Source organism: Streptomyces sp. NPDC014727 (genome assembly GCF_043083485.1).
In the GTDB taxonomy this organism is placed as follows: Bacteria; Actinomycetota; Actinomycetes; order Streptomycetales; family Streptomycetaceae; genus Streptomyces.
Window position 1 is genome coordinate 179,557 of the sequence record NZ_JBIBYR010000015.1, and the last position, 23,496, is coordinate 203,052.

Annotated in this window: 15 protein-coding genes; 12 read left to right on the plus strand and 3 right to left on the minus strand. The window is 67.9% G+C overall.

Going from position 1 to position 23,496, the window contains the following annotated elements; translation table 11 throughout:
- Window positions 1-279 precede the first annotated feature (279 nt).
- The 10 genes from rplJ (at window position 280) to tuf (ending at window position 15,469) form a co-directional block, all read left to right on the plus strand.
- Window positions 280-810 (plus strand): 50S ribosomal protein L10, encoded by a 531-nt coding sequence (gene rplJ / locus ACF1B9_RS23885; protein ID WP_266415516.1) that lies wholly within the window; start codon window positions 280-282, stop codon window positions 808-810.
- A gap of 111 nt (window positions 811-921) precedes the next feature.
- Window positions 922-1,305: a 50S ribosomal protein L7/L12 gene (rplL, locus tag ACF1B9_RS23890; RefSeq protein ID WP_362440680.1), complete on the plus strand. Its 384-nt coding sequence runs from the start codon at window positions 922-924 to the stop codon at window positions 1,303-1,305.
- Between the two features lie 599 nt (window positions 1,306-1,904).
- Window positions 1,905-5,390, plus strand: a complete 3,486-nt coding sequence (gene rpoB, locus ACF1B9_RS23895; RefSeq protein ID WP_391738816.1) for a DNA-directed RNA polymerase subunit beta — start codon at window positions 1,905-1,907, stop codon at window positions 5,388-5,390.
- Window positions 5,391-5,519: 129 nt separating this feature from the next.
- A complete protein-coding gene (locus ACF1B9_RS23900) occupies window positions 5,520-9,419 on the plus strand; it encodes a DNA-directed RNA polymerase subunit beta' (protein ID WP_351078048.1) in 3,900 nt (1,299 codons plus the stop codon).
- A gap of 261 nt (window positions 9,420-9,680) precedes the next feature.
- Window positions 9,681-10,340: a hypothetical protein gene (locus ACF1B9_RS23905; protein ID WP_391738817.1), complete on the plus strand. Its 660-nt coding sequence runs from the start codon at window positions 9,681-9,683 to the stop codon at window positions 10,338-10,340.
- Window positions 10,341-10,351: 11 nt separating this feature from the next.
- Complete coding sequence (locus ACF1B9_RS23910; RefSeq protein WP_391738818.1) at window positions 10,352-10,792, plus strand: hypothetical protein; 441 nt, start codon at window positions 10,352-10,354, stop codon at window positions 10,790-10,792.
- A 314-nt stretch (window positions 10,793-11,106) separates the two neighbouring features.
- Window positions 11,107-11,478, plus strand: coding sequence for a 30S ribosomal protein S12 (gene rpsL, locus ACF1B9_RS23915; RefSeq protein WP_003948652.1), 372 nt, complete (start codon window positions 11,107-11,109; stop codon window positions 11,476-11,478).
- Between the two features lie 2 nt (window positions 11,479-11,480).
- The gene (rpsG, locus tag ACF1B9_RS23920; RefSeq protein WP_093897234.1) at window positions 11,481-11,951 is read left to right on the plus strand and encodes a 30S ribosomal protein S7; all 471 of its coding nucleotides are present in this window, start codon (window positions 11,481-11,483) and stop codon (window positions 11,949-11,951) included.
- A 38-nt stretch (window positions 11,952-11,989) separates the two neighbouring features.
- Window positions 11,990-14,116: an elongation factor G gene (gene fusA / locus ACF1B9_RS23925; RefSeq protein WP_391738819.1), complete on the plus strand. Its 2,127-nt coding sequence runs from the start codon at window positions 11,990-11,992 to the stop codon at window positions 14,114-14,116.
- A 159-nt stretch (window positions 14,117-14,275) separates the two neighbouring features.
- Window positions 14,276-15,469, plus strand: coding sequence for an elongation factor Tu (tuf, locus tag ACF1B9_RS23930; protein WP_351078042.1), 1,194 nt, complete (start codon window positions 14,276-14,278; stop codon window positions 15,467-15,469).
- Between the two features lie 107 nt (window positions 15,470-15,576).
- Here tuf and ACF1B9_RS23935 read toward each other — a convergent pair whose 3' ends face one another.
- The 3 genes from ACF1B9_RS23935 to ACF1B9_RS23945 form a co-directional block, all read right to left on the minus strand.
- Window positions 15,577-17,616 (minus strand): PIG-L family deacetylase, encoded by a 2,040-nt coding sequence (locus ACF1B9_RS23935; RefSeq protein WP_391739314.1) that lies wholly within the window; start codon window positions 17,614-17,616, stop codon window positions 15,577-15,579.
- A gap of 327 nt (window positions 17,617-17,943) precedes the next feature.
- The gene (locus ACF1B9_RS23940) at window positions 17,944-20,169 is read right to left on the minus strand and encodes a poly(A) polymerase (protein ID WP_391738821.1); all 2,226 of its coding nucleotides are present in this window, start codon (window positions 20,167-20,169) and stop codon (window positions 17,944-17,946) included.
- Between the two features lie 162 nt (window positions 20,170-20,331).
- Entirely contained in the window at window positions 20,332-22,002 is a 1,671-nt protein-coding gene (locus ACF1B9_RS23945; protein WP_391738822.1) for an RNA ligase family protein, read from the minus strand.
- Window positions 22,003-22,528: 526 nt separating this feature from the next.
- Here ACF1B9_RS23945 and rpsJ point away from each other — a divergent pair.
- On the plus strand, window positions 22,529-22,837 hold the full coding sequence (gene rpsJ, locus ACF1B9_RS23950) for a 30S ribosomal protein S10 (RefSeq protein WP_003948644.1): 309 nt from the start codon (window positions 22,529-22,531) through the stop codon (window positions 22,835-22,837).
- 13 nt (window positions 22,838-22,850) lie between these two features.
- Window positions 22,851-23,495, plus strand: a complete 645-nt coding sequence (rplC, locus tag ACF1B9_RS23955; RefSeq protein ID WP_351078032.1) for a 50S ribosomal protein L3 — start codon at window positions 22,851-22,853, stop codon at window positions 23,493-23,495.
- The last annotated feature ends 1 nt before the right edge of the window (window position 23,496 follow it).

Here is a 23,496-nt window from a genome sequence, read left to right on the forward strand (position 1 = left end):
ACGACCCGGGCGCGTCGTCCGCTTCGGGACGGATTTGCTCGACGCAGCCCCGGTCGCGTAACCTCCTACAGAAGCCAAAGACCGCTGGTCGTTGCTGTGCTCTCGCAAGGGGGAACAGCGACCGAAGGATCCGTTGAGTACGGGCGACCTGCGCAGGTGACTGTGGAAAGCTCCCGGACTTCGTTCGGTCGAGCTACGCCCTGGCGCCCGCGCCGGGGCGTTTCGTCTTTCCCGGCCCCTTCTGAGCGGTCCTCATCACCCGGAAGGAGGCCGACGCTCATGGCAAGGCCCGACAAGGCTGCCGCGGTAGCCGAGCTGACGGACCAGTTCCGCAGCTCGAACGCCGCTGTGCTGACCGAGTACCGGGGTCTCACCGTGGCGCAGCTCAAGACGCTGCGTCGTTCGCTCGGTGAGAACGCCCAGTACGCCGTGGTGAAGAACACGCTGACCAAGATTGCGGCCAACGAGGCCGGGATCACTTCGCTGGACGACCAGTTCACTGGTCCGACGGCGGTTGCCTTCATCACCGGTGACCCGGTGGAGTCGGCGAAGGGTCTTCGTGACTTCGCCAAGGAGAACCCCAACCTCATCATCAAGGGCGGTGTCCTTGACGGTAAGGCACTGACCGCGGATGAGATCAAGAAGCTCGCGGACCTCGAGTCCCGCGAGGTTCTGCTCGCCAAGCTGGCGGGCGCCATGAAGGGCAAGCAGACTCAGGCTGCTCAGGTCTTCCAGGCGCTCCCGTCGAAGTTCGTCCGCACCGCGGAGGCGCTTCGTGCCAAGCAGGCCGAGCAGGGCGGTGCCGAGTAATTCGGCTCGCGCAATGATCGCCGCCCCCTAGGGCGACGGTCGCAGCGGGCCGAATGTACGCCCGCCTACATGTAACTCCGGCACCTGCCGAATTAGTGGAAGGACGCCATCATGGCGAAGCTGTCCCAGGACGACCTGCTCGCGCAGTTCGAAGAGATGACCCTCATCGAGCTCTCCGAGTTCGTGAAGGCCTTCGAGGCGAAGTTCGACGTCACCGCCGCCGCTGCGGTCGCCGTTGCCGCCCCGGGTGCCCCCGGTGCCGCCGCTGAGGCCGTCGAGGAGCAGGACGAGTTCGACGTCATCCTCACCGGCGCCGGCGAGAAGAAGATCCAGGTCATCAAGGTCGTGCGTGAGCTGACCTCGCTGGGTCTGAAGGAGGCCAAGGACCTCGTCGACGGCACCCCGAAGCCGGTCCTCGAGAAGGTCGCCAAGGAGGCCGCCGAGAAGGCTGCCGAGTCCCTCAAGGCCGCCGGCGCTTCCGTCGAGGTCAAGTGACTCAAGGAGTCTGCTGACTCCTCCTGACTGCCTGTGCCGCACGGCACGGACGTCAAACGGCGAAGGGCGATCACCCATCCGGGTGGTCGCCCTTCGGCGTGCCCGCGGCGGCTGCCTTGCTCTTCCGGCGGCGACGAGTATGGTGATCATCGCCGTTGCCTCTCGGGGCCGGCCGACAGGTGCCGGGAGGTGGCCGGGTGAGAACCTCGGGGCGTTCGTCCCGGCAGGGGGGCCTTGACGAACCGCACGCGGCGCGCAATTCTCAGGACGCGTCGTCACATCGATCCGAATCCGAGGCATGGATCGTGGGCGAAGCGGGCAGTAAAGAAGAGCGCACCGCGCGCAAGGGCTAGCCATAGGTGTTGAGAACAGCTGTTGAGAGCTACGTGGGTCTCTGAGAACCCCGACTGGACATCAGTGTGCCGTTTGGCTACACTGACCCTTTGCGCTGCCTGTTAGCTGCCTCCTGCCCGTCACCAGGGGCATGCCCACGCTTGAGCATCGATGACCGAACGTCTCTGACCTGGGATTTCTGTCTCCGTGTCCAGCTTGGGACCGGTACGCGCGTAGTGAGTCCGAGCCCTCGGAAGGACCCCCTCTTGGCCGCCTCGCGCAACGCCTCGACCGCGAATACGAACAACGGTGCCAGCACCGCCCCGCTGCGCATCTCCTTTGCAAAGATCAAGGAGCCCCTCGAGGTTCCGAACCTCCTCGCGCTGCAGACCGAGAGCTTTGACTGGCTCCTCGGCAATGCCGCCTGGAAGGCTCGCGTCGAGGCTGCTCTGGACAGTGGACAAGACGTCCCCACCAAGTCCGGCCTGGAGGAAATCTTCGAGGAGATTTCACCGATCGAGGACTTCTCCGGGTCGATGTCGCTTACGTTCCGCGACCACCGCTTCGAGCCCCCGAAGAACTCGATCGACGAGTGCAAGGAGCGCGACTTCACGTTCGCCGCCCCGCTCTTCGTCACGGCCGAGTTCACCAACAACGAGACCGGTGAGATCAAGTCTCAGACGGTCTTCATGGGCGACTTCCCGCTCATGACGAACAAGGGCACCTTCGTCATCAACGGCACCGAGCGTGTCGTGGTGTCGCAGCTCGTCCGTTCGCCCGGTGTCTACTTCGACTCCTCCATCGACAAGACGTCCGACAAGGACATCTTCTCCGCCAAGATCATCCCGTCCCGGGGTGCCTGGCTGGAGATGGAGATCGACAAGCGCGACATGGTCGGTGTGCGCATCGACCGCAAGCGCAAGCAGTCCGTGACCGTTCTGCTCAAGGCTCTCGGTTGGACGACCGAGCAGATCCTGGAGGAGTTCGGCGAGTACGAGTCCATGCGCGCCACCCTGGAGAAGGACCACACCCAGGGCCAGGACGACGCGCTGCTCGACATCTACCGCAAGCTGCGTCCGGGCGAGCCGCCCACGCGCGAGGCCGCCCAGACACTGCTGGAGAACCTCTACTTCAACCCGAAGCGCTACGACCTCGCGAAGGTCGGCCGCTACAAGGTGAACAAGAAGCTCGGCGCCAACGAGCCGCTGGACGCCGGGGTCCTCACCACCGACGACGTCATCGCCACCATCAAGTACCTGGTGAAGCTGCACGCCGGTGAGACCGAGACGGTCGGCGAGTCCGGTCGCTCGATCATGGTCGAGACCGATGACATCGACCACTTCGGCAACCGTCGTATCCGTAACGTCGGAGAGCTGATCCAGAACCAGGTCCGTACGGGTCTCGCCCGTATGGAGCGCGTCGTGCGCGAGCGCATGACCACCCAGGACGTCGAGGCGATCACGCCTCAGACCCTGATCAACATCCGGCCGGTCGTCGCCTCCATCAAGGAGTTCTTCGGCACCAGCCAGCTGTCCCAGTTCATGGACCAGAACAACCCGCTGTCGGGCCTGACGCACAAGCGTCGTCTCAACGCGCTGGGCCCGGGTGGTCTCTCCCGTGAGCGGGCCGGCTTCGAGGTCCGTGACGTGCACCCGTCGCACTACGGCCGCATGTGCCCGATCGAGACGCCCGAAGGCCCGAACATCGGTCTGATCGGTTCGCTGGCTTCGTACGGCCGCATCAACGCGTTCGGCTTCATCGAGACGCCGTACCGCAAGGTCGTCGAGGGCCAGGTCACCGACGAGGTCGACTACCTGACCGCCGACGAGGAGGACCGCTTCGTCATCGCGCAGGCCAACGCGCCGCTGACCGACGAGCTCCGGTTCGTCGAACCCCGCGTGCTGGTCCGCCGCCGTGGCGGCGAGGTCGACTACGTGCCCGGCGCGGACGTCGACTACATGGACGTCTCGCCGCGCCAGATGGTGTCCGTCGCCACCGCGATGATCCCCTTCCTGGAGCACGACGACGCCAACCGTGCCCTCATGGGCGCGAACATGATGCGTCAGGCGGTGCCGCTGATCAAGTCCGAGGCGCCGCTGGTCGGCACCGGCATGGAGTACCGCTGCGCCACCGACGCCGGTGACGTGCTCAAGGCCGAGAAGGACGGTGTGGTCCAGGAGGTCTCCGCGGACTACATCACCGTGACCAACGACGACGGCACGTACACCACGTACCGCATCGCCAAGTTCATGCGCTCCAACCAGGGCACCTCGGTCAACCAGAAGGTTGTCGTCTCCGAGGGCGACCGGGTCGTCGCCGACCAGGTCCTCGCCGACGGTCCGGCCACCGAGAACGGTGAGATGGCCCTCGGCAAGAACCTGCTCGTGGCGTTCATGCCGTGGGAGGGTCACAACTACGAGGACGCGATCATCCTGTCGCAGCGCCTCGTGCAGGACGACGTCCTCTCCTCGATCCACATCGAGGAGCACGAGGTCGACGCCCGTGACACCAAGCTCGGCCCCGAGGAGATCACCCGGGACATCCCGAACGTCTCCGAAGAGGTCCTCGCCGACCTCGACGAGCGCGGCATCATCCGTATCGGTGCCGAGGTCGTCGCCGGTGACATCCTCGTCGGCAAGGTCACGCCCAAGGGCGAGACCGAGCTGACCCCCGAGGAGCGCCTGCTCCGCGCGATCTTCGGTGAGAAGGCGCGCGAGGTGCGCGACACCTCGCTGAAGGTGCCGCACGGTGAGATCGGCAAGGTCATCGGCGTCCGCGTCTTCGACCGCGAAGAGGGCGACGAGCTGCCGCCGGGCGTGAACCAGCTGGTCCGCGTCTACGTCGCGCAGAAGCGCAAGATCACCGATGGTGACAAGCTCGCCGGCCGTCACGGCAACAAGGGCGTCATCTCGAAGATCCTCCCGATCGAGGACATGCCGTTCCTGGAGGACGGCACCCCGGTCGACATCATCCTCAACCCGCTGGGTGTCCCGTCCCGAATGAACCCGGGACAGGTCCTGGAGATCCACCTCGGCTGGCTCGCCAGCCGCGGCTGGGACGTCTCCGGCCTCGGTGACGAGTGGGCCAAGCGCCTGCAGGCCATCGGCGCCGACCAGGTCGCCCCCGGCACCAACGTCGCCACCCCCGTCTTCGACGGTGCGCGCGAGGACGAGATCTCCGGTCTCTTCGAGGCCACGATCCCGAACCGCGACGGCGACCGGCTGGTGCAGCCCTCCGGCAAGGCCCAGCTGTTCGACGGCCGCTCCGGTGAGCCGTTCCCGGACCCGGTCTCGGTCGGGTACATGTACATCCTCAAGCTGCACCACCTGGTCGACGACAAGCTCCACGCGCGCTCGACCGGCCCGTACTCCATGATCACGCAGCAGCCGCTGGGTGGTAAGGCTCAGTTCGGTGGACAGCGCTTCGGTGAGATGGAGGTGTGGGCCCTTGAGGCATACGGCGCCGCATACGCCCTCCAGGAACTCCTGACGATCAAGTCCGACGACGTGACCGGCCGCGTCAAGGTCTACGAGGCCATCGTCAAGGGCGAGAACATCCCCGAGCCGGGCATCCCTGAGTCCTTCAAGGTGCTCATCAAGGAAATGCAGTCGCTCTGCCTCAACGTGGAGGTGCTGTCCTCGGACGGCATGTCCATCGAGATGCGCGACACGGACGAGGACGTCTTCCGCGCGGCGGAGGAGCTCGGTATCGACCTGTCCCGGCGCGAGCCGAGCAGCGTCGAAGAGGTCTGACGGGTTGGCCGGCCGGATCCCTGTGATCCGGCCGGCTCTCCCCGGACCCGTTCAGACCATTGCTGAAGTGCCCCATTTTCTCGCGTGACGCGAGGGGGCTCGAACCCCCGAAAGAGGGATTGACGACAAGTGCTCGACGTCAACTTCTTCGACGAGCTGCGGATCGGCCTTGCCACCGCGGACGACATCCGGACCTGGTCGCACGGCGAAGTGAAGAAGCCGGAGACCATCAACTACCGCACGCTCAAGCCCGAAAAGGACGGACTCTTCTGCGAGAAGATCTTCGGTCCGACCCGGGACTGGGAGTGCTACTGCGGCAAGTACAAGCGTGTCCGCTTCAAGGGCATCATCTGTGAGCGCTGTGGCGTCGAGGTCACGCGCGCCAAGGTGCGCCGTGAGCGCATGGGCCACATCGAGCTTGCCGCTCCCGTCACCCACATCTGGTACTTCAAGGGCGTCCCGTCGCGCCTGGGCTACCTGCTCGACCTCGCGCCGAAGGACCTTGAGAAGGTCATCTACTTCGCCGCGTACATGATCACGTTCGTGGACGAGGAGCGCCGCACGCGCGACCTGCCCTCGCTGGAGGCGCACGTCTCCGTCGAGCGTCAGCAGATCGAGAACCGCCGCGACGCCGACCTCGAGGCCCGCGCCAAGAAGCTCGAGACCGACCTGGCCGAGCTGGAGGCCGAGGGCGCCAAGGCCGATGTGCGCCGCAAGGTGCGCGAGGGCGCCGAGCGTGAGATGAAGCAGCTGCGCGACCGCGCGCAGCGCGAGATCGACCGCCTCGACGAGGTGTGGAGCCGCTTCAAGAACCTCAAGGTCCAGGACCTGGAGGGCGACGAGCTGCTCTACCGCGAGCTGCGTGACCGCTTCGGCACGTACTTCGACGGCTGCATGGGCGCCGCCGCTCTGCAGAAGCGCCTGGAGTCGTTCGACCTCGACGAGGAGGCCGAGCGCCTCCGCGAGATCATCCGTACCGGCAAGGGCCAGAAGAAGACCCGCGCGCTCAAGCGCCTGAAGGTCGTCTCCGCGTTCCTGCAGACCAGCAACAAGCCCAAGGGCATGGTGCTCGACTGCGTGCCGGTCATCCCGCCGGACCTGCGTCCGATGGTGCAGCTGGACGGTGGCCGCTTCGCGACCTCCGACCTGAACGACCTGTACCGCCGTGTGATCAACCGCAACAACCGCCTGAAGCGTCTTCTCGACCTCGGTGCCCCCGAGATCATCGTGAACAACGAGAAGCGGATGCTGCAGGAGGCCGTCGACGCGCTGTTCGACAACGGCCGCCGCGGTCGCCCGGTCACCGGTCCCGGCAACCGCCCGCTCAAGTCCCTCAGCGACATGCTGAAGGGCAAGCAGGGTCGATTCCGTCAGAACCTTCTCGGTAAGCGTGTGGACTACTCCGCGCGTTCCGTGATCGTCGTCGGCCCGCAGCTCAAGCTGCACCAGTGCGGTCTGCCGAAGGCCATGGCGCTGGAGCTCTTCAAGCCGTTCGTGATGAAGCGCCTGGTCGACCTGAACCACGCGCAGAACATCAAGTCGGCCAAGCGCATGGTCGAGCGCGGCCGCACCGTGGTGTACGACGTACTCGAAGAGGTCATCGCCGAGCACCCGGTGCTGCTGAACCGTGCACCGACCCTGCACCGCCTCGGCATCCAGGCCTTCGAGCCGCAGCTGGTCGAGGGCAAGGCCATCCAGATCCACCCGCTCGTCTGCACCGCGTTCAACGCGGACTTCGACGGTGACCAGATGGCCGTGCACCTGCCGCTCTCCGCGGAGGCGCAGGCCGAGGCCCGCATCCTGATGCTGTCCTCGAACAACATCCTGAAGCCGGCCGACGGCCGTCCCGTCACCATGCCGACCCAGGACATGGTGCTGGGCCTGTTCTTCCTCACCACGGACGAGGAGGAGCGCAACGTCGTCGGACAGGGCCGTTCCTTCGGTTCCACGGCCGAGGCGATCATGGCCTTCGACGCCCGGGAGCTGTCGCTCCAGGCGAAGGTCGACATCCGCTTCCCGGTGGGCACCATCCCGCCGCGCGGCTGGGTGCCGCCGGTCGCCGAGGAGGGCGAGCAGGAGTACCAGCAGGGCGACACGTTCCGGCTGCGTACGTCGCTGGGCCGCGCGCTCTTCAACGAGCTGCTGCCCGAGGACTACCCGTTCGTCGACTACTCCGTCGGCAAGAAGCAGCTCTCCGAGATCGTCAACGACCTCGCCGAGCGCTACCCCAAGGTCATCGTGGCGGCGACGCTCGACAACCTGAAGGCGGCGGGCTTCTACTGGGCGACCCGTTCCGGTGTCACCGTGGCCATCTCCGACGTCGTGGTCCCCGAGGCCAAGAAGGCGATCGTCGCCGGCTACGAGGCGCAGGACGAGAAGGTCCAGAAGCAGTACGAGCGCGGTCTGATCACCAAGGACGAGCGCACGCAGGAACTCATCGCGATCTGGACCAAGGCGACCAACGAGGTCGCCGAGGCGATGAACGCGAACTTCCCCAAGACGAACCCCATCTTCATGATGGTTGACTCGGGTGCCCGAGGAAACATGATGCAGATGCGTCAGATCGCCGGTATGCGTGGTCTGGTGTCCAACGCCAAGAACGAGACGATCCCGCGTCCCATCAAGGCGTCCTTCCGTGAGGGCCTCACCGTTCTGGAGTACTTCATCTCCACGCACGGTGCCCGTAAGGGTCTGGCGGACACCGCCCTGCGTACCGCCGACTCGGGTTACCTGACCCGTCGTCTGGTGGACGTCTCGCAGGACGTGATCATTCGCGAGGAGGACTGCGGCACCGACCGCGGCCTGAAGCTGAAGATCGCCGTCAAGGGTGCGGACGGCGTGCTCCGCAAGACGGAGGACGTCGAGACCTCGGTCTACGCCCGCATGCTCGCCGAGGACGTCGTCGTCGACGGCAAGGTCATCGCGCCTGCCAACGTCGACCTCGGTGACGTTCTGATCGACGCCCTGGTGGGCGCCGGAGTCGAGGAGGTCAAGACCCGTTCGGTCCTGACCTGTGAGTCCGCGGTCGGCACCTGTGCCTTCTGCTACGGACGCTCGCTCGCCACCGGCAAGCTGGTCGACATCGGTGAGGCGGTCGGCATCATCGCCGCCCAGTCCATCGGTGAGCCCGGTACCCAGCTGACGATGCGTACCTTCCACACCGGTGGTGTGGCCGGTGACGACATCACCCAGGGTCTGCCCCGAGTCGTCGAGCTCTTCGAAGCCCGTACGCCCAAGGGTGTCGCCCCGATCTCGGAGGCGGCCGGCCGCGTCCGTATCGAGGAGACCGAGAAGACCAAGAAGATCGTCGTCACCCCGGACGACGGCAGCGACGAGACGGCGTTCCCGATCTCGAAGCGTGCCCGTCTGCTGGTGGGCGAGGGCGACCACGTCGAGGTGGGCCAGAAGCTCACCGTGGGTGCCACCAACCCGCACGACGTGCTGCGGATCCTCGGCCAGCGCGCCGTCCAGGTCCACCTGGTCGGCGAGGTCCAGAAGGTCTACAACTCGCAGGGTGTGTCGATCCACGACAAGCACATCGAGATCATCATCCGGCAGATGCTGCGCCGTGTGACGATCATCGAGTCCGGCGACGCGGAACTGCTGCCGGGCGAGCTCGTCGAGCGCTCGAAGTTCGAGACCGAGAACCGTCGTGTGGTCACCGAGGGCGGTCACCCCGCCTCCGGCCGTCCGCAGCTGATGGGTATCACCAAGGCCTCGCTCGCCACCGAGTCGTGGCTGTCGGCGGCGTCCTTCCAGGAGACGACCAGGGTTCTGACCGACGCGGCGATCAACGCCAAGTCGGACTCCCTGATCGGCCTCAAGGAGAACGTCATCATCGGTAAGCTCATCCCGGCCGGTACGGGCCTGTCCCGCTACCGCAACATCCGGGTCGAGCCGACCGAGGAGGCCAAGGCCGCGATGTACTCGGCCGTCGGCTACGACGACATCGACTACTCGCCGTTCGGCACGGGCTCCGGCCAGGCCGTTCCGCTGGAGGACTACGACTACGGTCCGTACAACCAGTAAGCGAGTCGCCTGAACGACCGGAGGGCGGCCATCCCGTACGCACGGGGTGGTCGCCCTCCGGCGTGTGCACCGGTTCGGTGAAGCCTCGGTGTGCAGGGGGCCGCCCGGGGTAGTGTCCGGTCCTGATCATGGGTTCTGACAAGCGGAGCACGGGGGGCGGGCGTGGAGACAGCACGTGTCTTCTTCGGAATCTCGGCGGCGTTATCGATGCCGTGGGGATCAGGGTGGCAGCGAAGCCGTCCCTGGCTGACGGTTTCCTTCGTGGCCGTCTACAGCGTGTACAGCATTGCTCCGTACACACATGAGACGAGACCCTGGGCGGCCTTTGTCGCCGCTGTTCTGCTCGCCTGCGGTTCGGTCCTGTTCCATCAGTCGACTGCGATGCCGTCGCCCGGCTTCTCTCTCACATTTCCCTTGAGTACGAGTTCTTCACCGGCAACGAGACGTGCGGGGGCGGTCCTTTTGTGCGTCGCCGTGTTGCTCGCGTTGTGGACTGCGGGCGGGACAACCACCATCCTCGGCAGAGCTCTGCTGCACAGCGACCGAGTGGCGATCTTCCTGTCTGCACTTCTTCTCGCGGTGTTCGGCGGAGGATCACTGGCCAAGGCGGCCACGGCCCCGGTGTGCGCCGAAGTCGAGTCGATGCCGGACGGGCCGGAAAAGAGCAAGGCTCTGGATTTCATGAGCGGCAGTAAGAACATCGGGCTGCTGGAGCGCGGACTTCTGTTCGTCTTTATCGCCGCCGGCCAGCCCGAAGCCGCAGCTCTGGTCCTGGCGGCCAAGTCCCTGGCGCGCGTACCGACGAACGACCACGGGAAGCACGCCTCGGAATACTTCCTCATCGGTACGCTGGCCAGTGTCATCGCGTCCCTGGCGATGGGCATGGCTGCTCGTTCCGCGGTCGGGCTGCCTGTCCTCTAGGAGGAGGGCTTTTGGATCTGACCGAGCATCCACTCGTTCGGAAGCTCCTGACCCTCGATCTGGCGCTCGGTGACTATGTCGTCGCGGGCAGCGGACCGTTGCTGGCCCATGGGCTCAGGGAGGCTGTGGGAGACCTGGACGTGGTGGCCAGGGGAGCGGCTTGGAAGCTTGCCGTCAGCCTGTCCGAGCCCGTGGCGGCACCGTCCGGGTACGGCCGTATGGTGCTGCTCTTCGATGGCTGCCTGGAAGTCTTCGATCGCTGGCTGCCCGGTTCCGCAGGGCCGGACGAACTGATCGAAGGCGCCGAACTGATTCAGGGCATACCGTTTTGCCCGCTCCTTGAGGTGGCCGCCTGGAAGGAAAGATCTGATCGCTGTAAGGACCGCGAGGATCTTCTGCTGATCAGGAGCTACTTGAATCGCCACGGGCTGAACCGTGAACAAAGGGATTGAGGCCGGGCGATTGCCTCGGTTCGAAGGGGCGGCGGAGGTAGTCGCAGTTGCGGAGCAGAACGTCGGCGTGTCCCGGTGGACAGGATTTGTTTTGACCGGAGTCGACGAGGTAGGTACGCTCAGACCTTGTGCCTGGGGTGTGCCTGGGCTCGTGTGCGTGTCCTCAACCGCATGGCGAGTCCGCCAACGGCCACCGCAATCTGCGCCCCCTTCTGCCTTGCGGCAGGAGCCTGCAGCATTCGACACACCCGACCGCGTGGGTCGGTGACGTTCCAGGTTAGTTTCACGAACGGCACACAGAAACCGGAGAAGTAGTGCCTACGATCCAGCAGCTGGTCCGGAAGGGCCGGCAGGACAAGGTCGAGAAGAACAAGACGCCCGCACTTGAGGGTTCGCCCCAGCGCCGCGGCGTCTGCACGCGTGTGTTCACGACCACCCCGAAGAAGCCGAACTCGGCACTCCGTAAGGTCGCGCGTGTGCGTCTGACCTCCGGTATCGAGGTCACGGCCTACATCCCGGGTGAGGGACACAACCTGCAGGAGCACTCCATCGTGCTCGTGCGTGGTGGCCGTGTGAAGGACCTGCCGGGTGTTCGTTACAAGATCATCCGCGGCTCCCTTGACACCCAGGGTGTCAAGAACCGCAAGCAGGCCCGCAGCCGCTACGGCGCCAAGAAGGAGAAGTAAGAATGCCTCGTAAGGGCCCCGCCCCGAAGCGCCCGGTCATCATCGACCCGGTCTACGGTTCTCCTCTTGTCACCTCGCTGATCAACAAGATCCTGCTCAACGGCAAGCGCTCCACCGCCGAGCGGATCGTGTACGGCGCCATGGAAGGCCTCCGCGAGAAGACCGGCAACGACCCGGTCATCACGCTGAAGCGCGCGCTTGAGAACGTCAAGCCCTCGCTCGAGGTCAAGTCCCGCCGTGTCGGTGGCGCCACCTACCAGGTGCCGATCGAGGTCAAGCCCGGTCGCGCCTCCACCCTCGCGCTGCGCTGGCTCGTGGGTTACTCCCGCGCCCGCCGCGAGAAGACCATGACCGAGCGCCTCATGAACGAGCTGCTCGACGCCTCCAACGGTCTTGGCGCTGCTGTCAAGAAGCGTGAGGACACCCACAAGATGGCCGAGTCCAACAAGGCCTTCGCGCACTACCGCTGGTAGTCGCTACCCACATCGAGACCGAGAGAAGATTGAGCCTTATGGCCACCACTTCGCTTGACCTGGCCAAGGTCCGCAACATCGGGATCATGGCCCACATCGACGCGGGCAAGACGACCACCACTGAGCGGATCCTCTTCTACACCGGCGTTTCGTACAAGATCGGTGAAGTCCACGACGGCGCTGCCACGATGGACTGGATGGAGCAGGAGCAGGAGCGCGGCATCACGATCACGTCTGCCGCGACGACCTGCCACTGGCCGCTCAATGATGTTGACCACACCATCAACATCATCGACACCCCGGGTCACGTCGACTTCACCGTCGAGGTGGAGCGTTCGCTCCGCGTCCTCGACGGCGCCGTCACCGTGTTCGACGGTGTGGCGGGCGTCGAGCCGCAGTCCGAGACCGTCTGGCGTCAGGCGGACCGCTACGGCGTGCCGCGTATCTGCTTCGTCAACAAGCTCGACCGCACCGGTGCCGACTTCTTCCGCTGCGTCACCATGATCACGGACCGCCTCGGCGCGACCCCGATCGTGATGCAGCTCCCCATCGGTGCCGAGGCCGACTTCACGGGTGTCGTCGACCTCGTGACGATGAAGGCGTTCGTCTACCCCGCCGAGGCGACCAAGGGCGAGGCGTACGACGTCGTCGACATCCCGGCCAACCTGGTCGAGGCTGCCGACGAGTGGCGCGCCAAGCTCCTCGAGGCCGCCGCGGAGAACGACGAGACGCTCATGGAGCTCTACCTGGAGGGCGAAGAGCCTTCCGCGGAGCAGCTCTACGAGGGCATCCGTCGCATCACCATCAACTCGGGCAAGGGCGGCGAGACGACCGTCACCCCCGTGTTCTGCGGCACCGCGTTCAAGAACAAGGGCGTCCAGCCCCTGCTCGACGCCGTCGTGCGCTACCTCCCCTCCCCCCTGGACGTCGAGGCCATCGAGGGCCACAGCGTCAAGGACCCGGAGGAGGTCGTCAAGCGCAAGCCGTCCGACGACGAGCCGCTCGCGGCCCTCGCGTTCAAGATCATGAGCGACCCGCACCTCGGCAAGCTCACCTTCGTCCGGGTCTACTCGGGCCGCCTGGAGTCCGGCACCGCGGTGCTGAACTCCGTCAAGGGCAAGAAGGAGCGCATCGGCAAGATCTACCGCATGCACGCGAACAAGCGTGAGGAGATCGATTCGGTGGGCGCCGGCGACATCATCGCCGTCATGGGCCTGAAGCAGACCACCACCGGTGAGACGCTGTGCGACGACAAGAACCCGGTGATCCTGGAGTCCATGGACTTCCCGGCGCCGGTCATCCAGGTCGCCATCGAGCCCAAGTCCAAGGGTGACCAGGAGAAGCTGGGTGTCGCCATCCAGCGCCTCTCGGAGGAGGACCCCTCCTTCCAGGTCCACTCGGACGAGGAGACCGGCCAGACCATCATCGGTGGTATGGGTGAGCTCCACCTCGAGGTGCTCGTCGACCGCATGAAGCGCGAGTTCCGCGTCGAGGCCAACGTCGGCAAGCCCCAGGTCGCGTACCGCGAGACGATCCGCAAGGCCGTCGAGCGCATCGACTACACCCACAAGAAGCAGACCGGTGGTACCGGTCAGTTCGCCAAGGTGCAGATCGCGATCGAGCCCATCGAGAGCGGCGAGACCTCGTACGAGTTCGTCAACAAGGTCACCGGTGGCCGCATCCCCCGTGAGTACATCCCCTCGGTGGACGCGGGTGCTCAGGAAGCCATGCAGTTCGGCATCCTGGCCGGCTACGAGATGGTGGGCGTCCGCGTCATCCTTCTCGACGGTGGCTACCACGAGGTCGACTCCTCCGAGCTGGCGTTCAAGATCGCCGGTTCGCAGGCGTTCAAGGAGGGTGCCCGCAAGGCGTCCCCCGTGCTCCTCGAGCCGATGATGGCCATCGAGGTGACCACGCCCGAGGACTACATGGGCGATGTCATCGGTGACATCAACTCCCGCCGTGGCCAGATCCAGGCCATGGAGGAGCGCAGCGGCGCTCGCGTCGTGAAGGGCCTCGTGCCCCTTTCGGAGATGTTCGGCTACGTCGGAGACCTCCGCAGCAAGACCTCGGGTCGCGCAAGCTACTCGATGCAGTTCGACTCCTACGCCGAGGTTCCGCGGAACGTCGCCGAGGAGATCATCGCGAAGGCCAAGGGCGAGTAACTCTCCCGAGCTCACGCTTTAGGCTTGTCACCGGAGCCTGGGGGGCATTCGTCGCGGAGCGCAAGCAATGCGGCGATTGTCCCCGGCCCCGGCATCCCAGCAAAGATCACCTGGCGCCGATGAAGCAAGGCGTACAGAACCACTCCACAGGAGGACCCAGTGGCGAAGGCGAAGTTCGAGCGGACTAAGCCGCACGTCAACATCGGCACCATCGGTCACATCGACCACGGTAAGACGACCCTCACGGCCGCCATTACCAAGGTGCTGCACGACGCGTACCCGGACCTGAACGAGGCCTCGGCCTTCGACCAGATCGACAAGGCTCCCGAGGAGCGCCAGCGCGGTATCACCATCTCGATCGCGCACGTCGAGTACCAGACGGAGTCGCGTCACTACGCGCACGTCGACTGCCCGGGTCACGCGGACTACATCAAGAACATGATCACGGGTGCGGCGCAGATGGACGGCGCCATCCTCGTGGTCGCCGCCACCGACGGCCCGATGCCGCAGACCAAGGAGCACGTGCTCCTGGCCCGCCAGGTCGGCGTTCCGTACATCGTCGTCGCCCTGAACAAGGCCGACATGGTGGACGACGAGGAGATCCTGGAGCTCGTCGAGCTCGAGGTCCGTGAGCTCCTCTCCGAGTACGAGTTCCCGGGCGACGACGTTCCGGTCGTCAAGGTCTCGGCGCTCAAGGCCCTTGAGGGCGACAAGGAGTGGGGCCAGTCCGTCCTCGACCTGATGAAGGCCGTCGACGAGGCGATCCCGCAGCCCGAGCGTGACGTCGACAAGCCGTTCCTGATGCCGATCGAGGACGTCTTCACGATCACCGGTCGTGGCACCGTCGTCACCGGTCGTATCGAGCGTGGTGTCCTGAAGGTCAACGAGACCGTCGACATCGTCGGTATCAAGACCGAGAAGACCACCACCACGGTCACCGGCATCGAGATGTTCCGCAAGCTGCTCGACGAGGGCCAGGCCGGTGAGAACGTCGGTCTGCTCCTCCGTGGCATCAAGCGCGAGGACGTCGAGCGCGGCCAGGTCATCATCAAGCCCGGTTCGGTCACGCCGCACACCGAGTTCGAGGCCCAGGCCTACATCCTGTCGAAGGACGAGGGTGGCCGTCACACCCCGTTCTTCAACAACTACCGCCCGCAGTTCTACTTCCGTACCACGGACGTGACGGGCGTTGTGACCCTTCCCGAGGGCACCGAGATGGTCATGCCGGGCGACAACACCGTCATGAACGTCGCGCTGATCCAGCCGGTCGCCATGGAAGAGGGCCTGAAGTTCGCCATCCGTGAGGGTGGCCGGACCGTGGGCGCCGGCCAGGTCACCAAGATCGTCAAGTAATCACCTGACTGTCTGACCTGGTTGCTCCGCACAGAGCACCAAGAAGGGCCCCGGCCCGCCGCGCAAGCGGTGGACCGGGGCCCTTCGGCATGCGCCCGCCTGCGTCGTCAGGCCTGCCGGGGGCGCCAGAGCCAGGGGTGGGCGTCGACCCCCAATGCCACCACCGTCGGCCGCCCGCCCTTCCCGATGTGCAGCGCGGGTCCGTCCAGCGCCACGGGGCCGTGCTGTCGTACGAAGAGCTTTCCGGCGGTACGGACCTGAGTCAGGCCCTTCTCTGTGCGGCCGAGCAGCACGGGGCCGCCCGGCGACCCCGCCGCGGACACCGGCCCGTACCCGTCGAAGCCCACCCGGTCCTCGATCAGCCGCCCATACCCGTCGATGCCGGTCTCCGCCGCTGTCTCCCCGGTCCGCAAGGTCGTCAGGCCGGCCTTCGCCGCCGCGCGGTAGTACAGCTCGACGGCCCCGTCCGCACCGGGCAGCGCGGCCGGGCCGTCGCCGGGCACCGGTACCCCGCTGATCTGGGTGCGCGCGGTGACCTCGTCGCCGGGCGTGTCCTGTGTCCAGTGGTGCACCGCGAAACGGCCCGCCGCGAACACATGGACACACCCCACGTCGTCCACCACGGCACTCAGCCCGTCCTGGATCTCGCCGCCACCCGTGTCCCGCCATCCGCTCCACCGGCCGGCCGTGTCCCGTACCCGCGTACTGAGGCCCTTCTCCGCGTTCCGTACGAAGAGGTGGACCCGCCCGTCGGGGGCGGTGATCGCGACCGGGACGCCGATCCGGCGCCCGTCCACATCGTTCCGCTCGGGGTTGCCCAGTCCCTGCCAGGCACGGAAGTCGCCGCCGGGCGAGAGCTGTTCCAGCACGACGATCTCGCGTTCGTTGTTCCCGCCGTGGCCGCTGAGCGCGGCGAACCACAGCCCGAAGAGCAACTGCCGCCCGTCCGGCAGGAGCGTGCTGCCCAGGATCGGTGCGAGCGGGCCGCCGCCGAGGTCGTCCGGTGTGTTCCACATCCCGCTGCCCGGCGCGCTCTCGCGCCAGCGCACCGCCCGCAGCCCCAGCACCCCGTACGCGACGAGCCGGCCGTCCGTGTCGGTGGCGACGGCGGGGCGTGGGCCCGGGTAGCGGTGGTGGGTGGCCCGAACCCAGCCCTTCCGGTTGGTCAGCGGTCGGTCGCCGCCCACGCTGTAGTCACCGCAGCCAGCCGGGTTGCCGCACCGCCAGTCGGCCGAGCCCCCGTACGGCACCAGGTGCGACGCCTTCTCGGCCAGCACGGCGGGCGGCAGGTTCTTGGGCCAGTGCCGGTTGTAGTAGCCGCGGAACGCCGTGGTGGCGAAGCTCGGCACCCCGCCGCCCACGGCGGTGGTCCGGGCCACCCACCGGATCAGCGCCGTCCAGGTGAACAACGCCGCCGCGGTGTGGTCGGGGTGGTCGGAGTAGCCCTTCTGCTCGCTGTCCCGTCGCCGGACGAGCTCGCTGCTGTGCTGGATGTCGGGGTCCGGATCCATGGTGTGCACGATGCTCGGCCGATATCGGTCGAACAGCCCGTCGAGTACGTCGAGGAGTCCGTCGTAGGTGTACGAACCCGCCTTCTGGAGCGGTGAGTTGTCGGCTACGACGGTGGGCAGAACGAGCCGCCGGTCCTGCCAGAGGCTGGGCAGCCCGAGGCGTCCGTACGAGGTATGCATGGCGGTGTTGATGAAGATCAGCTCGACCCTGTGGCCGCCGTTCCCGAGGCGGTTGATCTCGGCGCGGTGGTTGCCGTGGAGATCGATGACCGACTTCTGCCACTGAGTGAACCTGCCGAGGCCGAGCAGCGTCGCGTACGCCTGGCGGAGCCCCTGGTGACGTGAGGAGGAGTACGCCGCCTTGTCGGGGGCGGGCAGCGGCCGGCCGGGGACACGGTTGACGCCGGTGGCCTCGCCCGCGGTCAGATAGACGCAGACCAGCGGTGTCCCGGCGTCGAGGGCCCGCTGGGCGTCCGGGTTCATGAAGTACAGGTCGTCGTCCGGGTGGGCGAGGACCTGCATCATCAGGGCCGGGTGCGGGGTGCTGATCGGGAGGCCGGGCAGCGGGTCGGCGGTGGGGCTGCGGCGGCGCGGCGGTGCGGGCACGGTGCAGGCGGCGAGGGCGGTCAGACCCATCGCACCGGCCGTCGTCAGCAGGGTGCGCCGCGACAGACCCGTACGAGATGCGCGCGACGCAGATCGATCCGTCACACCGTGCTCCGTCCACTTCCCCCGCAGCGGGCGGTTGTGCGGCCCTGCGCTGCGTACCGATTCCATGCGGGCGGCGGAGGGGGCGAGCCGCTGCCGCGGGGGGATAGACGGGGAATCCGGAGGGCGGGTTGCCTGGGTTTCCGCGGGTGTGGGCCGGACGGCGCAGCACCGGAAGGCGCCGCACGCCTTGATCAGTACGCGGGGGTGCGCACCATGAACACGTCGATCGGGTCCGGCTGCTGTCGGTCTGCGTCACCGCAGTTCCGGCGCGGCTGCCCCACCGGTCCGGCGCAGCCCCGCTCCTGGGATGCCGCGCAGCAGCCGGGCGCCGATCTCCGCGAGCCGGGCCCCGTCCGGTGGGGTGCGGCCCAGGCCGATGGCGTACTCGACGAGGGAGGTGTCGGCGGTGACCGGGCGGGGCCAGGCGTGGGCGTCCGGGGAGCCCGCTTCCGCGAGGGCGGCGAGCAGGGCCGGCAGCCGGCCCCGGAGGCGTCCCTCGTCGGGGCCGGGCGCTACGGAGACGATCGCCCAGGCGGAGTGCCGCAGACGCAGCGGCGGCGGGGCACAGAGCAGGGCGTGCGGTACGGGCCCGGTGTCGGCGGCGGACTCCAGGATCTCCCAGGCGCGGAAGAGCTCCTCGACGACGAGATCGCGGCCCGCGGAGGAGACCTGCGAGGTGCAGGAGCGGACGGGGGCCGTCGGGGTCAGCACGGTGAGGGGGGACCCGCCCGGCCGCGTGGGAGCGGAGCCGACCGGTCGGCGCCAGTCCCACGCGGCCCACGTCGCGAAGAAGTGCCGCAGAAGAGGCAGGGGCGGCAGATCCCCGGTCTCGTGGGCGGTACGGGCCGCCAGCACGGTCCACGCCAGGCCGGGCAGTCCGCCGCACGGGGCGGAGTCCAGACCGCGTGCCCGCGCCCATCCCTTCACCTCGCGGGCGAGCCGGGTGAACGCGTCCCGGTGCGGGTCCGCCGCCGTCGGCACCGCGTCCGCGTCGCTCACCGCGCCGAGCGCCGTCGCCGCGGCCTCGCCCAGTCCGGTGCGGCGGGCCACCGCCTCGGCGGGGGAGAGGCCGCCCGTCGCGACCGTCACCAGGTCCACCCGCAGCCCTGCGAGACCGAAGCGCAGTCCGGGTACGCGGGCTCCGGTCACCTCGCGCAGGCCGACGGCGTCCGGCAGGGCGGCGTTCAGCCGCTCCCGTGTCCCCGGGAGATCCCCGTCCCCGGGCAGCGCCGCGACCAGGTCCACGTCGGCGCCGGGCAGCGCACAGCCCATCCGTCGTGAACCGGCCAGGTGGACGCGGCCCTCGGGCAGGGCGGCGGCCACCCGGCTGACGATCTCCGCCGCGGTGCCGCTGTCGTCCGCTTCCGCCGCGGCCGCCCCGGTCAGCTCCACCCGAACCCCGAAATGGTCCGACACGTACAGCCCGTCCGGTGTCGGTACGTCGCCCAGCAGCGCTGCCGACACGGGACGCAGCCGCCCCGGGCGGACCAGCACCCGGTCGAGCCGGGACGCCCGCCCCGTCAGGGAGGAGACGGCCGCCAGCGGGTTGACGGACGGATCGAAGGTCGGCGTCCGGTCGCCGGCGCCGTGCACCCGGCTCCAGGCATCGGGCATTCCCAGCCTCTCCTGTGGGGTGTCCCCGCCGTCGTTGAAGTCGCCGAGCAGCATCACATCGCCCTCGATGGCGGCCAACCCTGTTGCCAGATCGGTCAGTTCGGTGTCGCGCCGGGCCGTGCCGTTCGCCGAGTGGTCGCTGCTGAGATGGGTGACCGCGACCGTGACGGGTCCCTCCGCGCTCTCCACGACCACGGCGGCGACCGCCTTGTGCGGGCCGAGGACGTGCAGGCCCGCCTCCCGCACGGGGAGTCTGCTGAGCAGCAGCAGACCGCAGTCGGCGACGTCCCGGCCGGCCGGATCGGCCCAGAACGTGTAGCTCTCGCGGACCCACGTCGTGGACAACAGCAGACCGAGCAGGGCGGGCTCGGCCTCCTGGAGGGCGATGACGTCCGCGTCCGCCGCATGCAGGGCGTCGAGGAGGAGCGGCCGGCGCCGTGCGGTGTCGATGCGGTCGCTGTCGTAGCGGTCCCAGAGGGTGTTCCAGGTCAGCAGCGTCAGGGGACCGGGCAGCACGGATGCCGGCACCCCCTCGGGTACGGGCGCCCAGACGTCCCCCGGCGCGGAGAACACGTGCGGCGTGCGGGAGGTGAAGCAGGGGGACGGCAGCCGGCGCGGGGCGCGTACCCGCCCGGCGTCCGTCGCGTCGATCCGGTCCACACCGGAGGGCCGGTCCCACACCACCTCGCCGTCCGCCTCGAAGAACAGCACACGGTGCCAGGGAATCTCCCCGCCGGGTGTGAACCGGGGCAGCGGCACCCGTTCGGGCGGGGCCCCGCGCTGCGACACGCCCATCAGGAAGCGCGCCGGGTCGAACCGGGCGTCCCAGCGGATCCGGTGGTAGATCTCCTCGCTCGTACGCATTCAGGGCCTTCCGTCTGGATCATGCCGGGCTCGCGGGTTCCGGCACGCGCGCTCGCCGTGTTGTCGTCACTCGCCAGGGCTCCGCCCTGACTCCCTCCTCCGCCTTGCGATCGCACGCACCAGAACCCGCTCCCTGATCCGGCCCGATCCAGACGGAAGGCCCTACGCCCTGTCCTCCACGGTTCCGCTCGCGCCGATGTACCAGGTGCGGTGCGCCTGGCCGGGATACGGGGGTACGAACCGGTGCAGCTGCGAGGTCAGCACCTCCCGAGGCACCGGGTGGGTGCGGCGTTCGTTGCGGCGCATGAGCTCCGCCCCGTCGACCAGGGCCACGGCGTGGGTCAGCAGAGCATCCCTGCGCCGGGCGACGGCGTGCACCAGGGAACGCTGGTGCACGTTGAGCGAGGTGGCGTCCCAGACGACCGTGCCACCCGCGGCGAGCGCGGCGTCCAGCCGGTCGAGGCCCTCGCGCAGTACTTCTCCGTTGGCCTTCTGGTCCGCGCGTGATCCTCGGGCCAGGCGCAGGTCGTCGAGCGAGAGATACGTGTCGACGCCGGGCAGCCCGCGGCCGAAGGTGCTCTTGCCGCTGCCGGAGGGGCCGACCAGATGGATCAGGCGGGGGAAGTCCCCGGCCCGCCACCGCCAGGTCGCCGCGACGGCCTCCTCGGCGGTGCCGACCCGGTCCGCGGCGCAGGCCTCGCGGGCCTGTGCCCGGCAGCGGGCGGCGGCAGCCGGCTCCAGGTCCGCGAACGCCTCGCGCAGCCCGTCCGGCTCCCGCACCTCCTGCGCGTACAGCGACGACCACTCCACCTGCTCGCGCGCCTCGTCGGTGTCCGCCACCGTGGCGGCCAGCGCGTGCAGCAGAGGAAGATCGGCGGCGAACGACATCCGGGCCAGTCCGGCCCGGCGCTCCTCGTCCGGGTACGGGCGGTGCAGCGCGGGGTGCAACCCGACGAGGTCCGCGACGCGGCGGGCGAGCGGCATCCCCAGCGTCCGCGCGAGCGCGGGCGCCAGCTCGGTCCGCCGTCCGCGGTGCAGCAGCGCGGCCAGTACGCCGGTCAGCCGGTCGTCACCCGTGCGTCCCGACGTGTCGAGGGCGTCACCCATCGCGACGGCCGCCCCGCAATCCCCCGGCGCCGTGCCCGCGGCGGCGGCCAGTGCCGCCGCGTCGACGGGCGCCCCGGAGCGTACGGCCCACAGGGCGGCGGCCGGACCGAGCCCGTTCTCCACGACGGGGGCGTGCATCCAGTGCGCATCGGTCTGTACGTGGCCGGGCCGCACCCACTTCGCCACCCGGCGCCCGAAGTCCGGTGCGTCGAAGCCGTCCGCGGGCCGTACGACGTACCCCTCCTGTCGTCCGGTGTCCGGCCGCAACGCCCGCAGCGCCCTCTCGGCCCGCGCGTCGAACACTCCGCGCCACAGCACCGGCGGCACGGGAATCCCCAGCTCGCGCAGGAAGGCGACGGTCCGGTCCCAGTCCAGGCAGTGCTGCCCGTCCCAGACGGAGAAACCGTAGAAGAAGGAGTCCAGTTGGTCGTACGCGATCGAGTGGCGCGCGAACATGTTCTCCCCGCACACCCGCCACCCCTCGGGGATCCGGGCGCCGATCCGGCCTTGGAGCGCCTTCACCCAGCCCCGCGAGGGGTGGTGGGCGGAATCGAGGGAGCGGGCGTGCAGGCCGTCGGTGTAGAGGGTGGTGTTCTCACCGTCCAGCTTCTCGGTGACGACGACCTCGCGGCCGGTCAGCCCGGAGAGATCCGCGATCCGTACGTCGTCCGAGGCGGCCCCCGGGGACCAGGGCAGATGAGCGGTACGTGGATAGTGCGTACGCATGATCGGTGTCCCTGGTGACGACGGCGTGCCCGGCCGGTCACTGTAGGGGCGGGGGCGTACGGCACTCGACCGAATTACGGCGAGCGCCGCCCGGCATTGCTCCCGCTGCGCGCCCGCGTTTGACCGAGCGACCGCGCGCGGTAAGATCCTCGGCCCGATTGGCCAGGCTCACGCCCCGTATGGCACACTGACCAGGTTGCTCGGTTGAGTGTCAATGCTGCGCGCCTCCCGCCGGGAGGACCGGAAGCGAGTCCCACAGTACTCGTCGACCCCTTGCGGGTCGGACGTACGGGAATCTTCCGGGAAGCGTCAGTGGGGCACCGGCCAGGCACCCGGTGGGTGTTCCGCCCCCGACAGCTCTTGATTGAGCACAGCGCGGTCCTCGGGCCCGCACCCCCTTGGTTGGGAAATCCTTCGGGAGTTCTGCGTGGAGGGGATGCGACACGCCCGACCGCGTGGGTCGGAGACGGGGTTACCAGAGCCCTCGGGTTCCAGAGCGTTATGAGAGACAGGACTACTAGTAGCCATGGCGGGACAGAAGATCCGCATCCGGCTCAAGGCCTACGACCACGAGGTCATCGACTCCTCGGCGAAGAAGATCGTCGAGACGGTGACTCGCACTGGTGCGTCGGTCGCGGGCCCGGTGCCGCTGCCCACTGAGAAGAACGTGTACTGCGTCATCAAGTCGCCGCACAAGTACAAGGACTCGCGCGAGCACTTCGAGATGCGGACGCACAAGCGCCTCATCGACATCCTCGACCCCACGCCGAAGACGGTTGACTCGCTGATGCGTCTCGACCTGCCGGCGGGCGTCGACATCGAGATCAAGCTCTGAGGTGACGCGCGAGATGGCTAAGAACATTAAGGGCGTTCTGGGCGAGAAGCTCGGCATGACCCAGGTCTGGGACGAGAACAACCGGGTCGTCCCGGTGACCGTCGTCAAGGCCGGGCCCTGCGTCGTCACCCAGGTCCGCACCAACGACAACGACGGCTACGAGGCAGTCCAGATCGCCTTCGGCGAGATCGACCCCCGCAAGGTGAACAAGCCCCTCAAGGGTCACTTCGCCAAGGCCGACGTGACCCCGCGCCGCCACCTGGTGGAGCTCCGCACCGCCGACGCCAGCGAGTACACGCTGGGCCAGGAAGTCACTGCCGAGGTGTTCGAGTCCGGCGTCAAGGTCGACGTCACGGGCAAGAGCAAGGGCAAGGGCTTCGCCGGTGTGATGAAGCGTCACAACTTCAAGGGTGGCAAGGCGTCCCACGGTGCCCACCGTGTGCACCGCATGCCCGGCTCCATCGGTGGCTGTGCCACCCCCGGCCGTGTCTTCAAGGGCATGCGCATGGCGGGTCGCATGGGCAACGAGCGTGTCACCACCCAGAACCTGACCATCCACGCGGTTGACGCGGAGAAGGGTCTGCTCCTCATCAAGGGCGCAGTCCCCGGTCCGAACGGCGGCCTCGTCCTGGTCCGTACCGCGGCCAAGGGGGCTTGAG